Origin of the sequence: Paractinoplanes bogorensis (assembly GCF_018829635.1) — a bacterium.
In the GTDB taxonomy this organism is placed as follows: domain Bacteria; phylum Actinomycetota; class Actinomycetes; order Mycobacteriales; family Micromonosporaceae; genus Actinoplanes; species Actinoplanes bogorensis.
On the sequence record NZ_JAHKKG010000023.1, the window covers coordinates 42,301 to 56,934 of the forward strand.

Here is a 14,634-nt window from a genome sequence, read left to right on the forward strand (position 1 = left end):
AAGCCGGAAACCATCCGACTTCGCCTGGGGGTTTTCCCCGGGGTCAGGGCTTGCGGGCCACGGCCCCGTACTCGTCGGTCGGCCGCTGCTCATCCCCGGCCGGGCGCCAGCTCGCACAGGGGACCAGTCCCGGGTCGAGCACTTCCAGGCCGTCCAGGAAACGGGCCAGCTCGTCCGGATGGCGCAGGTGGTAGGAGAGCGGCGCGTTGGCGTTCCACACCGCGATCGCCGCCTCGAAGGCCGGCCCGTCCACCACGTTGGTGCCGTCGGCGGTGACCAGGTAGCTGCCGGACGGCAGGGTCTGCATCAGGGTGCCTACGACGTCGACCGCCTCGTCGAGGTCGGGGATGTGCCCGAGGATGTTCATCAGGATCAGCCCCACCGGTTGCGCGAGGTCGAGCCCGGACGAGGCGATGACCGAGGCCGGATCCCGTACGTCGGCATCCACGTAGACAGCCTCAGCCGACAACACCGTGTGGGCATGGGCCAGCACGAGCGGATCGTTGTCGACATAGACCACCTGGGCATCGGGCGCGATCGCCTGTGCCACCTGATGCGTGTGCTCGGCCGAGGGGATGCCCGTACCCAGGTCGAGGAACTGGCGGATGCCGGCCTCACCGGCCAGGAACGTGACCGCGCGCTTGAGGAACGCCCGCGAGCTGCGCGCCACGACGACGATGTCGGGATAGAGCTTCGCGAACTCGTCGCCGACCGCGCGGTCGGCCGGGAAGTTGTCGGTGCCACCGAGCCAGTAGTTCCAGACCCGGGCCGAATGCGGGACACCGGTATCGAGCTCCGTCATTCTCTTGACTCTAGTGTGGACGGGCCGCCACCGGGACCCGGCTGAGGACGATCCCGAAGTTCTCCCGGTACGCGGCGAGGACCTGCTCGTCGGTGTCCAGCACGGTTTCCGTACGCTCGCCGCCGCCCGTCCTGATGAGGGTGCGCCCGCTCAGCGAGACCCGGCCGTCGCCCTCCCTGCGCGAGCACACCGGGGAGCGCCCGAAGTGCGACTCCGGTGACGTCGCATGCCACCAGCAGGTCGGGGCGAAGTCGGTCAGCGCCCGGGGCCGCCGCTCGATCCGGTACTGCGGTTTGCCGTCCAGCGTCACGTCGACGTCGTCGCCCGCCGGGACCATGGTGAACACGCCGCCGGGATCGCTCTGCGGCGACGAGAGACGGAAGTCGAGCGGATCGGTGCTGTGCCGGCCGAACCCGACGTCGGCCAGCCACGGCCCGTCACCGCCGGGGGTGGTGACGAGCAGCGCCAGGTGGTCGAAGGGCGGGCCGAGCCGCTCGCCGTGCACGCGGGCGCCGACCCGTTCGACGCCGTAGCCCAGCTCTTCCAGGAGCAGCGCGAACAGGCCGTTGAGCTCGTAGCAGAAGCCACCCCGGCGGCGCCGGACGACCTTGTCGAACAGGGCGTCCGGCTCGAGCGAGATCGGTTCGCCGAGGTGGATGCTCAGGTTTTCGAACGGCACCGTGCTCAGGTGGGCCCGGTGCAACTCGCGCAGCCCGGTGACGCCGGGGGAGAGTCCGATCCGGGTCAGATACGCGTCGACGTCCATGACCTGACCTTAGGCGCGCATCACCGTCGCGATGGGGATGCCGGCCGCGCGCAGGGCCGGGATGAACCCGCCCAGCACGCCCGCGACCAGGCCGGCGATGATGCCGGCGACGCCCGCCTCCCAGGGGAACTGGACGTCGGACAGGATCGGCTGCGAGTTGCCGACCACCATCGACACCACCTTGAGGCCGGCCACGCTGGCCCCGATCGCCGCGGCCGCGGTCAGCAGCCCGGTCAGCAGTGTCTCGGCCAGCACGATGCCGGCCAGCAGCATCCGTGGGGTGCCGACGGCCCGGCGCAGGGCGAACTCCTCGACCCGTTCGCCGACCGTGGCCAGGCCGACGTTGAGGATGCCGGCCACGCCGATCAGCAGCACCAGCCCGGCCATCGCGAAGAAGACCAGCCGCATCAGGGCGAGCTGCTTCTCCTGATCCTTGCGGGACTCGACCGTGAACACGTACGGCTCGTTGCCCAGCGCCTTGAGCTTGGCCGAGACCACCGGCTCGACCGGCGAGCCCTGGGTCATCATCAGGCGCATCTCGCCGCCGGTGTTCGGGTCGGCCAGCCGCGAGGCCGGGAGCCAGGTGGTGAGCTCGTCGAGACGTACGTAGGCACGGGGTTGCTGGTCGCCGTCGTCCACCACGCCGACGAACCGCGGGGTCACGTTGCTGGCGGCGCCGTTCACGCGCATCTCGGCCGGCACCTTGTAGCGGTCGAACGCCTTGGCCGCCTCGCGGTTGAGCACGAGCCGGGGCGCCATCGCGGGCACGGTCGAGAAGTCGAGCCACTGACCCGACACGGCCCGGAACGGCCGGAACCGCCGTACGTCACCGGAAAGCGCGGTCAGCCGCACCTCGACCGCCTGCCCCTTGACACCCGGCGCCGGTTCGCAGCCGGTGTCGTTGCAGACCATGGCCGGTCCCCAGTCCTGGTCGATCGGGGCGCCGCCCGGGTTGACCGGCAGCACGCCGGGCTCGCCGACGATGCCGCTGACGCCGAGGATCGCCACCGCGTCGTCGCGGCCCTTCACCGTGTCGGCCAGGAACTCGGTGGCCTCCTGCTGCAGCGGCATGTCCATCACGCGGGTGCCGTCGTAGCCCTGCTGCAGCTCGAGGTCGGCCAGCAGCGCGCGCTCGGCGATGCTGGCGCCGGCCTGCACGACCACCACGGCCAGCACGCCCAGGAACAGGCTGATCATCGAGAGCAGGGTGCGCAGCTTGCGGGCCCGGATGCCCTGGATGCCGATGATCAGCGAGGACCGGAACCGCCCGGACAGCCGCCTCATCGGGCCGCCACCCGCTCGGTGAGCACGCCGTCGACCAGGTCGTGGGTGCGGCACATGCGGGCGGCGTGGTCGCGGTCGTGCGTCACCAGGATCAGGCCGCAGCCACGTTCGGTCGCCGACAGCAGCGCGTCGATCACCAGGGTTCCCGTCTCGATGTCCAGCGCCCCGGTCGGCTCGTCGGCGAGCAGAACCTTCGGGTCCCGTACGAGGGCACGCGCGATCGCCACCCGCTGCTGCTCGCCGCCCGACATCTTGGCCGGCCGGCTCTTGGCCAGATGAGCGATGCCGACCTGGTCGAGCGCCTCCATCACCCGGCTCCGGCGCTGCCGGCGCGGCAGCCAGCCCTGGCCGTTGACCAGTGCCATCGCCACGTTCTGCGACGCGGTCAGGTGCTTGAGCAGGAAGAACCGCTGGAACACGAACCCGAAGTGCGAGCTGCGCAGCTTCGCCGCCCGCCGTTCGGGCAGCTTGGCGATCTCCTGCCCGTCGAGCCGGTAGCTGCCGGAGTCGGGCCGGTCGAACAGGCCGATGACGCTGAGCAGGGTGCTCTTGCCCGAACCGGAGCGCCCGACGATGGCCACGCTCTGCCCGGCGTTCACGGTCAGGCCGACGCCGTCGAGGATCGTGCGGGGCTGTTCCTGACCCTTGAGCACCTTGGTGATGCCCTCGAGCTCGATCAGCGTGCTCATCCGGTCGGGCCCTGGCCCGCCTTGTCCGCGGGCAGGTCGGGGCCGGGCACGGCGATGGTCTCGTCGCCCTTGAGCCCCGACTTGATCTGCACGACCTTGCCGTCGGTGAGCCCGAGTACGACGTCGACCGTCTTGCGCTGCTGGTCGGCGCCGACGATGTCGACCTTGCCCTTGCCCTGCACGCCGGCCACCGCCTCGACCGGCAGCACCATGACCTTGGCCGCCTTCTCGGTGACGACCTGCAGGGTGACCGAGGCGCCGTTGATCAGCTTGACCCCGCTCGCCGGCACGCAGACCAGCCGCATGCCGGTGGCCTCGGAGCCGTCGCTGCCGCCGGTCTCGCCCTGCGGGGCCGTCTCCTGGACCACCGGGGGAGCGCCGGACGCGCCCGGAGCCGGGGTGGCCACGGGCGGCGGCGGGGGCTCAGGGATGGTGCCGGCCGGCAGCGCGGCGATCGTGCCCAGCGCCTCGCAGGCGAACGGACCCGGCCCGTTCTTGATCTGGGCCCGTACGTCGGTGACCGCGCCCGAGACCCGGTAGGCCTGGGCGCTGTCGATCTCGGCGACGATGCCGTAGCCGGAGTGCTTGGCCGAGACGATCGGCATGCCCTTGGTGACGTCCGCCCGGTCGTCCAGCAACCGGCCGGCCAGCACCGAGTCCTTCGGGATGTACACCCGGCGGGGATCGCGGTTGTCGTCCCAGACCGTGGCGACCCATTTCGGCCGTACGGCGGGAACGGTCGACGGTTTCTTGTCGAGATAGCGCAACTCGCCGTCGGCCGGGGAGACGATGCCGAACACCGGGTTGATGGTCACGGTGCCGGACAGGCTGATCTGGTTGCTGAGGTCCTGCCGGGTCGGCTTGACCGTGGTGAGGACGGTGCCGCGCGCCTCGAGCCCGGGCGTCTCGGCGGATTCCTCGGCCGCGCCGCACCCGCAGAGCCCCGCGGCGATCAGCGCCGCTACCCCTATTCCGGCTACTCTGCGTGCGCGCACCTGTACCCCTTTTTGCCTGACTTGCTCGACCTGGCCGGGCAGAGGTTACAAGGCGCGCGCAACCGTCGATGTCCCCTCGCTCCGAAGCGGACATTGATCACCGTAACGGCGGCGTCAGTCGCGTCCCCGGCTCGCGGGCCTCCCGTCGCCCTCCCACGTGCGGGCGGCGGGACGACCGTACGGGAAATCAGATCTTGCCTGTTCCGGCGCCGGCGGTGACGGTGGCCTTCACCTTGTCGTTGGCCTCCGGGGTGTAGGAGTAGGGGATCGCCGCGACGGACGCGCCGTTGCGGACCTGCTCGGTGCCCGAGTTGACCTTGTAGTTGTTGAGCACCTTGATGTTGCCGGGATCCGAGTCGCCGGTCTGCGTGACCGTCGGGTTCTTCACGTTCTCGAAGTAGTTGCGCTCGACGAAGACGCCCGCGTTCTCGGTCGACGCCACGCCGTACGAGCCGACGTTGCTGTAGTAGTTGTTCAGCACGTGCACCGGGTTGGCGAACCGCACCCGCGGGTGCCGCTGGTTGGTGCCGTCGAACCAGTTGTGCACGTACGTGACGCGCAGGTGACCGAGATCCTGGGAACCGTTGTCGTCGCTGTGACCGAGCAGCATCGACTTGTCGTGGTCGTGCAGCCGGTTCCACGACACGGTGATGAAGTCCGAGCCGCGCTTGATGTCGATCAGCCCGTCGTAGCCGTTGGCCAGGTCGTTGTGGTCGATCCAGACGTTGGTGGTGCTGCTCTGCACGTTGATCGAGTCGTCGCTCGCGTTGCGGAACACGAGGTTGCGGATGATCACGTTCCGGACGCCGGACAGGTTGAGCCCGCCGCCGGTGATGCCCGAGCCCGACCCGACGCCGATCACGGTCTTGTTCGAGGCGACGTTGTACATGCCGGAGATCGAGATCAGACCGTTTACCCGTACAGTCTGGGACGTGCTCGCGCTGAGCGCGGTCTTGAGGGCGGACGCCGAGGTCACGGTGACCACGGTGCTCGACGAGCCACCGGACGTGCCGCCGTTCAGACTGGCGAACCCGACCGGGCTGCTCTCGGCGGCCGACGCCTCGAGCTGGCCGACGGCGAGCATGCCGCCGACCACGAGGACGGTGGCCGAGACGGCGGAGATCAGCGTCTTGCGACGCCTTCGAGCGGACATGAGTTCCTCCGTACGTGGGGGTGTGGCGGGACCTCGCCCGGTGGCGGCTCGGTCCAGGTAAGCGCTTACCTTACGCATTTACGGATATCAATGTCAGAGGTTCGACCGATTCGGGTACCTGTGAAAACTTTCGGCGGATCTTTGCAGTCGTTGTGCTTCAGCCCGCGCTCGTGCCGCCGATGGGGCGCACATGCTGCTGCGCTGCTACGCCTTCGTGTCCTGGGCGCTGGTGGCGTCGTACCTGGCCTGGCCGGTCGACCTGCGGCAGTGGCCGTTCCTGGCCGTCACGCTGGGCGCCGCGGTCCCGGCCGTGATCCTGGCTCTGCGCCGGGCACCGGCCGGCGGCCGTACGCCGTGGTGGGTGATCCTGATCGGGCTGGTGCTCTACAACATCGGCAACCTCATCTGGATCGGGCTGACCACCTTCGGCGGACGGGTGACCGGCGACGGCAGCCTGGCCGACCTGTTCTACGCCGTCGGCGGGATGTTCGTGCTCGGCTCGGCGATCGCCCTGGTGCGGCAGCGTGGCCGGGGCGACGTCGGCGGGGTCATCGACTCGGTGATCACCGCGGTGGCCCTCGGCGGCGTGCTCTGGGACGCGGTGCTGCTGCCCGCGCTCACCGCCCAGCACGTCGCCGCCGGCCGCCAGGCCTCGCTGTTCGTGCTGGTCCTGGTCATCTCGGGCACGCTCGGGGCAATGGTGCGGGTCTCCCTGACGTCGGCCTCGGTCCGCTTCTTCACGGCCGGGGTGGCGCTCACCCTGGGCGGCAACGTGGCGTCGGCGCTGACCGTCGACGCGTCCGGGGCCCGGCCGGACTGGACCAACGTGCTCTTCATGGCCGCGTACGCCGCCCTGGCCTGCGCCGCCGTACACCCGTCGGTGGCCGACGTGACCACGCCCGGCGCGGCGCCCAAGGACGACCTGAGCCGGGGCCGCCTGACCTTCCTCGGGGTGATGCTGGCGCTCACCCCGCTGGTCGGCGGCGGGCGGGCGGTGCTCGGCCTGCCCACCGACGGGGTGCTGATCGCGGTGTCGTCGGCGGCGCTGGTGCCGCTGGTCATGGTGCGCATCGCGCGGCTGGCGTCGCAGCGGCGGGAGGCCGAGCAGGCTCTGCACCGCCTGGCCACGCGGGACGCGCTGACCGGCCTGCCCAACCGGGCGGCGTGCTTGGCCGAGCTCGATCAGGCGATCTCCTCCGCCTCGGCACCCGGGCCCATTGCCGGCTCCCGATCCGGTGCCGGTGATCTGGCCGTGCTGTTCTGCGACCTCGACGGGTTCAAACCGGTCAACGACCGCCTGGGGCACGCGGCGGGCGACGAACTGCTGGTCGCGGTGGCGGCTCGTCTGGGTGCCTGCGTCCGCGAGGGCGATCTGGTGGCCCGCTTCGGTGGCGACGAGTTCGTGCTGCTGTGCCGGGGCGCCGACGCCGTCGAGGCGGTCAGCGCGCGGATCGCCGACATGACCGCGCGGCCATTCGTGGCCGGAGGCGTGCTCGTCTCGGTCGGGGTGAGCATGGGCGCGGCCCGGCTGATCGTCGGCGAGACGACCGACGCCGTGCTGGGCCGAGCCGACCTGGCCATGTATGAGGCCAAGAAGTCGAAGTCGGTCGGCGCCCTGAGCCTGGTGCTCGCGTAGGAGCGTTCAGCTGATCTTGGTGCCGAACGACGACCTGAGCCGGGGCCGCCTGACCTTCCTCGGGGTGATGCTGGCGCTCACCCCGCTGGTCGGCGGCGGGCGGGCGGTGCTCGGCCTGCCCACCGACGGCATCCTGATCGCTGTGTCCTCGGCCGCCCTGGTGCCGCTGGTCATGGTCCGGATCAGCCGGCTGGCGGCGCAGCGACGGTCGGCCGAGCAGGCCCTGCACCGGCTGGCCACCCGGGACACGCTGACCGGCCTGCCCAACCGGGCCGCCTGCCTGGCCGCGCTCGACGCCGGCCTGAACTCCGGCGACCTGGCGGTGCTGTTCTGCGACCTGGACGGATTCAAGCCGGTCAACGACCGTCTCGGCCACGCCGCGGGCGACGAACTGCTGGTTTCGGTGGCGGCCCGCCTGCGCACCTGCGTCCGCGACGGCGACCTGGTGTCCCGCTTCGGCGGCGACGAGTTCGTGCTGCTGTGCCGGGGTGCCGACGCCGTGTCGGCGGTGACCGCCCGGCTCAGTAGGGCGGGGGCTCCCGGGCTATCGACGTACCCGGGAAGTTCTGGTTGAAGATGTACTTCACGTGCTTCGGCTCGGCCGGCTTGATCCGCTTCTTGTCGGCCCGTTCATACCAGTTGTCGCCGTTTGTGCACACCACGAGTGTCGCGTCCCCACGCCGCCCGTTCTCACTGACCCGCCGATAGACGTGCGGTTCGAGCAGCTCGCCCGCGACCAGGAATTTTGTCATGCCGCCATGGTCCGCTCCGCGCGTGACCGCGTACCTCCATATCGACAAACGCCGCCGCCCGGTCCGTTCGCGGAAGAAGTTTCCGGGTGGCTGTCACGATGTGGGCGCGGCCGGACATGGGAAGTGACGTGAGCATCGAGGACGAGGACCGCTTCCGACAGGTCTACGAGGGTTCGTTCGAGCGGCTGCTGGCGTACGCGCTGCGGCGGGTCGAGCAGCCCGCGGACGCGGCCGACGTGGTGGCCGAGACGTTCCTGATCGCTTGGCGGCGTGGCCGGCAGATACCGGACGGGGATGAGGCGACGCTGTGGCTCTACGGCATCGCCCGCCGGGTGCTGGCCAACCACCATCGGGGCGGGGTACGGCGGGAGAGGCTGGGTGAGCGGCTGCGGCAACGCCTCCGCGAGGCCGGCCCCGCCGACCCCGCCCAGGTGGTCTCCGATCAGCTCACTGTGCGAGGTCTGCTGAACCGGCTGGCCGAGCCGGACCGCGAGGTGCTGATGCTCTCGTTCTGGGAGGGGCTCGAGCCGCGCGAGGCCGCGGTCGTGCTCGGGGTGAGTTCCACGGTGGCGCGGGCGCGGCTCTCGCGGGCCCGGGGGCGCTTCCGCGAGCTGGTGGACTCGTCGAACTCGATCATGGCCGTGCGGGAGGAGAAGTGATGACGGGGAACGCGTACGACCAGATGCTGCGCGACGCCGACCCGCAGCGCACCGCAGTCCCGGTTCCGCCCGACGAGGTGCTGCTGGCCCAGATCCTGGCCGAGCCGCAGGGGCGGCACGTGCCGTACCGGCTGGCCGTGATCGGGGTCGCGGCGGCCGTGCTGGTCGCGGCGGTGGGGGTCGTCGTCGCGGTGAACCGGACGTCGGGGCTGGCCGAGATTCCGGCCGCACCATCGCCGTCGGTGGCGTCGCCGTCGGCGGCCCCGTCGGCGTCCGCACTGCCGGCCGCGGCGGGTTCTCTGCTCGAACCGGATCAGGTGCGCCGAGCGGCCAAGGAAGGTCCGCGCATCGTGCCCGCCGCCGGCTGGAAGCTCATCCACGTCGTGCTGTCCGGCGATCGCCTGGGCGAGATGGCGTGGAAAAAGGACGGCCAGGTGGTGGATTCCTCCTGGTACTCCACGGCCCGGTACAAGTTCCAGCGCCCGGCCCAGAAGGACGCGGTGAAGGTGCGGGTCGGCTCGCTCACCGGCTGGATGATCAGCGAGGGTTCCGGCCGTTACGTCGTGACGACCGAACCCCGGGCCGGTGACGGCGTCTGGGCCACCATCGACAGCGGGTCCGGCTTCGGTAAGGCCGAGTTCCTGAGCTTCCTCGCGAAGGCGCGCACGGTCGGCGTGGACGCCTGGATCAAGCTCGTGGCCTCGGGCCTCACCGTGGAGGGAGCCGCGGATGACCGTACCTACCGGATCTTCATCGAGGGCGGCCTGCCGCAGCCGCCGAACTGGGACCACCCAGCCATCGCGCGGATCGCGACCAGCGATGTGCGTGCGTTCGACACGGCGCTGACCAAGGTGGTCGCGTGCGGCTGGCTCACCGAATGGCAGCGGGCGACCGCGAAGGGCGACCCCAGGTTCATCACGCCGGCCCGGGACGCGCTGCTCGGGAGCGGGAGCTGGCCGGTGCTCGTCAACCTCGAGAAGCAGGGCTCCGGCCTGCGGAAAGAGATCACCGGGATGGCCGAGCACGTGGTCAACGGGGGTGCGAGCGAGGCCGAGGTGGAGGCGTACAAGAAGACCCTCTGCTGAGGAAGTGTTATCCGGCGGGTAGCTTTCGGGACTGCTTGGCGCGTACGGACGTCGACGAGCGGAGCGGTCAGTGAGCAGCGAACTGGATGACGACCTGGTGGTGGCGGCCCGCGGTGGTGACCCGGCCGCCCGGCAGGAGCTGGCGGCCCGGTGCCTGCCGCTGGTCTACACCGTCGTGGGGCGGGCCGCCGAGCGGGACCTCGACGTCGACGACATCGTGCAGGAGACGATGGTCGACCTGATGACCGGGCTGCCGGGGCTGCGTGAGCCGGGGCGGCTGCGGTCGTGGGTGGTGACGGTGGCGTTGCGGCGGCTGGCCGACGCGCGCGGGGCGGCCCGGGAGCAGCGGCTGGCCCGCGCGGGTGGGCTCACCGAGCTGAGCGAGCGGCCCGACCCGGCGTCCGACTTCAGCGGGTTGGTCATTCTGCGGCAGGCGCTCACCCGGGAACAGCGGGACGTGGCCGAGGCGACCCGGTGGCTCGATCCGGCGAACCGGGATCTGCTCTCGCTGTGGTGGCTGGAGATCGGCGGGCACCTGACCCGGGGCGAGGTGGCGGCCGCGGTAGGCCGGCCCGCGTCGCATGTGGCCGTGCAGGTGCAGCGCATGCGGGAGCAACTGGACACCTCGCGGCGGGTGGTGGCCGGGCTGCGCGGGGGTGACTGCGCGGTGCTGGCCGACGTGACCGAGAGCTGGGACGGTGAGCCGGATCCGTTGTGGCGCAAGCGGATCGCTCGTCATCTGCAGTCGTGCCCGGCCTGTGCCGAGGGCGGGCGACGGCTGATCGCCCCCGAGCGGCTGCTGGCCGGCCTGCCCCTGCTGGTTCCGCCGCCGGGCTCGGCCACCCTGGCGGCGGCGACGACCGCGAGCGGCACGGCGAAAACGAGCGGCGCGGCGAGCACTAGCGGCGGCGCGAACATCGGCCACGCGGCTACGGGCGTACGGGCGGGAACTTCGCTTTTGAAGTTTGCCCTGCCCGCAGTGGCTGCGATCGGTCTCACGGCCGGAGTGGTGGCGTGTCGTCCCGATCAGGGTGGGCCGACCGAGGCCGCGCCGCCGCCGGTCGCTGTCGTGACTCCGAGTACCAGGACCACGACCGAGGCGCCGAAGCCCAGTCCGACGCCGACCGGGACGGCCACGACGGCACCCGCGACGAAAGCGCCGAAATCGACCGGCTTCGTCTATCCGGCGCCGGGCGATCGGGCCGAGGCGGCGGGCCGGCTCCCGGCCCGCGCGACCAAGAGCGAGAACCTCGGTCAGCAGAAGACCAACCTGGGCACGAACATCATCCGCGACCTGGGCTTCTCCGGCGTGGTCAGCGGGCAGAGCCTGTGGACGTACGGTGACACGATCCTCGACAAGGAGATCAACGGCATCAAGCCGATGGCGTACGACGCGGTGGCGCTCGGCATTCAGGACGACCCATCGAAGATCAACTTCAAGAACCTGGGCGGTTTCGGTCAGCCCGACAACTGGGTGCCGCTGACCGCGCGGGAGAACGCGACCGGCGGTGTGAGCAGGTTCGCGATGGGCGGCACCAACGTCATCGAGTACGCGCCCGGCCAGGGGCTCGTCTACTACCTCAAGAACGACCGGCAGGGCGGCGTCAACCGGCTGCTCGGCGCGGGCGTCGCGCGGGTGAAGGCCGACAAGACCGGCGCCACCGCGACCCGGACCAGGCCGGTGCACAGCGCGAACACCGGGGAGGACAAGGACACCCTGCTCTGGGGCCCGGACGATCCCTGGTACGGCGACATCGGCATCACCTACGACCCGCGCGACAAGAAGGTCTATGCGTACGGGAACGGGCCGGACAAAGGGATCTACCTGGCCCGGGTGCCGGCGGCGAGGGCCGACGACGTGACCGCGTACGAGTACTGGGACGAGAGCCGCAAGGCCTGGTACACCGGCCTCCGGAAGGTCGGCGAGAAGCAGGCGATCTTCGGGCTGTACGAGAACTACGGGCAGTCCAACGCGTTCTGGAGCAACCACTACAACGCCTGGATGTACGTCACCTCGGGCGACTTCCTGGGCAAGACGATCGCCGTCCGCACCGCCCCCAAGCTCGAGGGCCCGTGGACCAGGCTCACCAAGGTCTCCGACGCCTGCCCGGCCGGTGACGGCGCCTGCTACGCGGTGGCGCCCCACCCCGAGTACGACGAGACGGGCCGGACGGTGCTGGTCAGCTACACGCAGGTGGCCGGCGACAAGATGACGCTGCATCTGCGCCGGGTCACGTTCGAGTAGTCCCGTTTCATCATCCGCCCACGGGGGAAGAGGATCACGAACCGTTTCATCCGATTCGAGGAGATGTGATGAGTGCTGTAGCTGATCCCGCCACCGTCAGCGAGTGCCTTCGCGCCGGGGCCGGATTCTCGCAGGGCGACCTGAACTGGCTCGCCCAGCAGTTCGTCACGCTCGACGCGCGGCTCGCCGCCTTCCACGCCGACTCGACCGAGCTCGAGGTGTCGGTCAAGGACCGGGACGCCCGCGGGCAGAAGGTCACGCTGGAGTGCTGGATCGCGGGCCGCCAGAAGATCGTCACCACCTCGACCGAGGAGGACCTGCACGCCGCGATTCTGGACGTGCGGGACGACATGCGCCGCAAGCTGAACGACTCGAAGACCAAGCAGGAGCCCCGGCACAATCGGCACCTGCGCGAGGGCGGCGAGCCCGAGACCGACGGTGAACTCGTCGAATAACGCTCTACCCCGGCCGCCGGTCGCCCTCGTCCAGCAGTCTCGTCGCGATGTTGTCGAGCGCCTGGTCGAGGAGCGCCCGGTCGGCCGGATCGGTCATCGTCACGTCCTCCAGACGCGCGTCCAGCCAGTTGCGCCACGCGCCCTGCACACGATCGAGCTGTTCCTGACCCGAATCGGTCAGGTGCACCCGGTCGCCCTCCAGGCGCGCGAACCCGGCCTCGACCAGATCGGTGAACGCGGGCTCGATGACTTCGGGCGGCATTCGGTGCGTACGGGCAATGGCTGTCATCTCGGCATGACCGCGCGCCCGCGTGTGCAGGTGGGTCTGCCCGACCGCCCACAGCTGGGCCGGCGGAAGGCTGGTGCCCGACTCGGCGACCAGGCGTTCGATCTCGTCCCGGTCGTCGCGGGCCTTGAACATGGTGTCGCTGATCGCCCGCTCGAGCTGGGTGAGCCGGTCGGCCGGTTGCGGCGGCGAGAAGCCCTCGCCCACGTCGGTCGCGGCGGCGCGGGCGCTGTCCCGCAACGGCAGTTCCTTGAGCAGCCAGGCGACCAGGAACCCGAGTATCGCCACGGGGACGACCCAGCGGAAGACGTAGTTGATCGTGTCGGCGTACGCGGAAATGATCGGTGCCGCCTCGGCCGCGCTCAGCCGGTGCAAAGCTTCCGGGCTGGCCGCCGCCTCCGGGGAGGCACCGGCTGAGGCGAGATTCGGCGCCAGCTGACTGGTGAACAGCGTGCCGAAGATGGCGGTGCCGAACGAGCTTCCCAGCGTACGGAAGAAGGTGACCCCGCTCGTGGCGGTGCCCAGGTCCGCATACGGGACGGTGTTCTGCACGACAATGGTCAGCACCTGCATCGACAGACCGATCCCGGCGCCCAGCACGAACATGTAGAGCGACTGCAACCAGGGGCTCGTGCCGGGTCCCATGGTGGACATCAGCCACAGCCCGAGCGACATGACGGCGCCGCCCGCGATCGGGAACGCCTTGTAGCGCCCGGTGCGGCTGACCACGTTGCCGGAGAGGATCGAGGTCACGAACAGGCCGGCCACCATGGGCAGGGTGCGGACGCCGGAGTCGGTGGCCGACACGCCGTCGACGTATTGCAGGTACGTCGGCAGGAACGTCATCGCGCCGAGCATCGCGAACCCGACGATGAAGCTGAGCGTGGAGCAGACGGTGAAGACCGAGTTGCGGAACAGATGCATGGGCAACATCGGTTCCCGTACGCGTAATTCGACCGCGACGAATCCGCCCAGCAGCACCACGGCCGCCGCGAACAGTCCGAGGATCACCGGCGAGTCCCAGTCGTACTCGTTCCCGCCCCACGACAGCCCCAGAATCATGCTGGACGCACCCGTGGCCACCAGTGCGATGCCCGCGTAGTCGATGATCGGCCGGGCCGCCGACCGGATCGACGGCAGCGCCCGGGCCGACATGGCCAGCACGACGATCGCCACCGGCACGTTCACGTAGAACGCCCAGCGCCAGCTCAGATGGTCGGTGAACAGCCCGCCCAGCGTCGGCCCGACCACGGTCGTGATGCCGAAGACGGCCCCCAGCGCACCCTGGTAGCGCCCCCGCTCACGCAGCGGGATCACGTCGGCGATCAGCGCCATCGCGGTCACCATGAGACCACCACCGCCGATGCCCTGGATCGCCCGCGCCCCGATCAGCATGATCATGTCGTGCGCGAGCCCGCACAGCACCGAGCCGCCGACGAACACGACCGTGCTGACCTGGAAGACCAGCTTGCGCCCGAACAGGTCACCGAACTTGCCGGCCAGCACGGTACTCACCGTCTCGGCCAGCAGGTAGGCGGTCACCACCCACGACATGTGCCCGGCGCCGCCCAGGTCGGCCACGATCGTCGGCAGCGCGGTCGACACGATGGTCTGGTCAAGGGCGGCCAGCAGCATGCCGAGCAGGATCGCCGTGAAGACGACGTTGATCTGCCGCCTGGTCAGCACCGCGGGCGGGGCCTCTTCGGTAGCCACGGCCATGGGTTCAGTCTTTCGCCGCGCTCCGCCTGGTGTGCCACTTTCGGCGTAATTTGCGCGGTTGTGCTGGCTGTACGGCCATCCCTAGCCCCCACCCGCCCTGGGGAGAGG

13 protein-coding genes and 1 pseudogene are annotated in these 14,634 nt (G+C 70.4%); 6 read left to right on the forward strand and 8 right to left on the reverse strand.

From position 1 onward, the window contains the following. Positions 1-43 precede the first annotated feature (43 nt). The 6 genes from KOI35_RS45425 to KOI35_RS45450 form a co-directional block, all read right to left on the reverse strand. Entirely contained in the window at positions 44-802 is a 759-nt protein-coding gene (locus KOI35_RS45425; RefSeq protein ID WP_215796006.1) for an SAM-dependent methyltransferase, read from the reverse strand. A 10-nt stretch (positions 803-812) separates the two neighbouring features. Next, complete coding sequence (locus KOI35_RS45430; RefSeq protein WP_215796007.1) at positions 813-1,568, reverse strand: arylamine N-acetyltransferase family protein; 756 nt, start codon at positions 1,566-1,568, stop codon at positions 813-815. Between the two features lie 9 nt (positions 1,569-1,577). Then, complete coding sequence (locus KOI35_RS45435; protein WP_215796008.1) at positions 1,578-2,852, reverse strand: ABC transporter permease; 1,275 nt, start codon at positions 2,850-2,852, stop codon at positions 1,578-1,580. Then, entirely contained in the window at positions 2,849-3,541 is a 693-nt protein-coding gene (locus KOI35_RS45440) for an ABC transporter ATP-binding protein (RefSeq protein ID WP_215796009.1), read from the reverse strand. The genes KOI35_RS45435 and KOI35_RS45440 overlap by 4 nt, the downstream gene beginning before the upstream one ends. Beyond that, a complete protein-coding gene (locus tag KOI35_RS45445; RefSeq protein WP_308121454.1) occupies positions 3,538-4,536 on the reverse strand; it encodes an efflux RND transporter periplasmic adaptor subunit in 999 nt (332 codons plus the stop codon). The genes KOI35_RS45440 and KOI35_RS45445 overlap by 4 nt, the downstream gene beginning before the upstream one ends. Positions 4,537-4,723: 187 nt before the next feature. Then, positions 4,724-5,689: a pectate lyase family protein gene (locus tag KOI35_RS45450; RefSeq protein ID WP_215796010.1), complete on the reverse strand. Its 966-nt coding sequence runs from the start codon at positions 5,687-5,689 to the stop codon at positions 4,724-4,726. A gap of 190 nt (positions 5,690-5,879) precedes the next feature. On the opposite strand from KOI35_RS45450, the gene KOI35_RS45455 reads away from it, so the two are divergent. Both KOI35_RS45455 and KOI35_RS48685 read left to right on the forward strand, forming a co-directional pair. Further along, positions 5,880-7,325, forward strand: a complete 1,446-nt coding sequence (locus KOI35_RS45455) for a GGDEF domain-containing protein (protein ID WP_215796011.1) — start codon at positions 5,880-5,882, stop codon at positions 7,323-7,325. Positions 7,326-7,344: 19 nt separating this feature from the next. Beyond that, the gene (locus tag KOI35_RS48685) at positions 7,345-7,899 is read left to right on the forward strand and encodes a diguanylate cyclase domain-containing protein (RefSeq protein WP_308121455.1); all 555 of its coding nucleotides are present in this window, start codon (positions 7,345-7,347) and stop codon (positions 7,897-7,899) included. Here KOI35_RS48685 and KOI35_RS45465 read toward each other — a convergent pair. Continuing rightward, a complete protein-coding gene (locus tag KOI35_RS45465; protein ID WP_215796012.1) occupies positions 7,847-8,077 on the reverse strand; it encodes a hypothetical protein in 231 nt (76 codons plus the stop codon). The two genes, KOI35_RS48685 and KOI35_RS45465, sit on opposite strands and share 53 nt — an antisense overlap. Positions 8,078-8,163: 86 nt before the next feature. Here KOI35_RS45465 and KOI35_RS45470 point away from each other — a divergent pair, with 86 nt between their 5' ends. The 4 genes from KOI35_RS45470 to KOI35_RS45485 all read left to right on the forward strand — a co-directional run bounded on the left by KOI35_RS45470 (position 8,164) and on the right by KOI35_RS45485 (position 12,521). Continuing rightward, positions 8,164-8,736, forward strand: coding sequence for an RNA polymerase sigma factor (locus KOI35_RS45470; RefSeq protein ID WP_308121456.1), 573 nt, complete (start codon positions 8,164-8,166; stop codon positions 8,734-8,736). After that, entirely contained in the window at positions 8,736-9,821 is a 1,086-nt protein-coding gene (locus tag KOI35_RS45475) for a hypothetical protein (protein WP_215796013.1), read from the forward strand. Before KOI35_RS45470 ends, KOI35_RS45475 begins: the two co-directional genes overlap by 1 nt. 70 nt (positions 9,822-9,891) lie before the next feature. After that, positions 9,892-12,066 carry a sigma-70 family RNA polymerase sigma factor gene (locus KOI35_RS45480; protein WP_215796014.1) on the forward strand — a complete coding sequence of 725 codons (2,175 nt, stop codon included), beginning with the start codon at positions 9,892-9,894 and terminating at the stop codon, positions 12,064-12,066. Between the two features lie 68 nt (positions 12,067-12,134). After that, positions 12,135-12,521: an HPF/RaiA family ribosome-associated protein gene (locus KOI35_RS45485; RefSeq protein ID WP_215796015.1), complete on the forward strand. Its 387-nt coding sequence runs from the start codon at positions 12,135-12,137 to the stop codon at positions 12,519-12,521. Positions 12,522-12,525: 4 nt separating this feature from the next. Here KOI35_RS45485 and KOI35_RS45490 read toward each other — a convergent pair. Then, a pseudogene (locus KOI35_RS45490) lies at positions 12,526-14,532 on the reverse strand (MDR family MFS transporter); the annotation flags it as partial. Between the last annotated feature and the right edge of the window lie 102 nt (positions 14,533-14,634).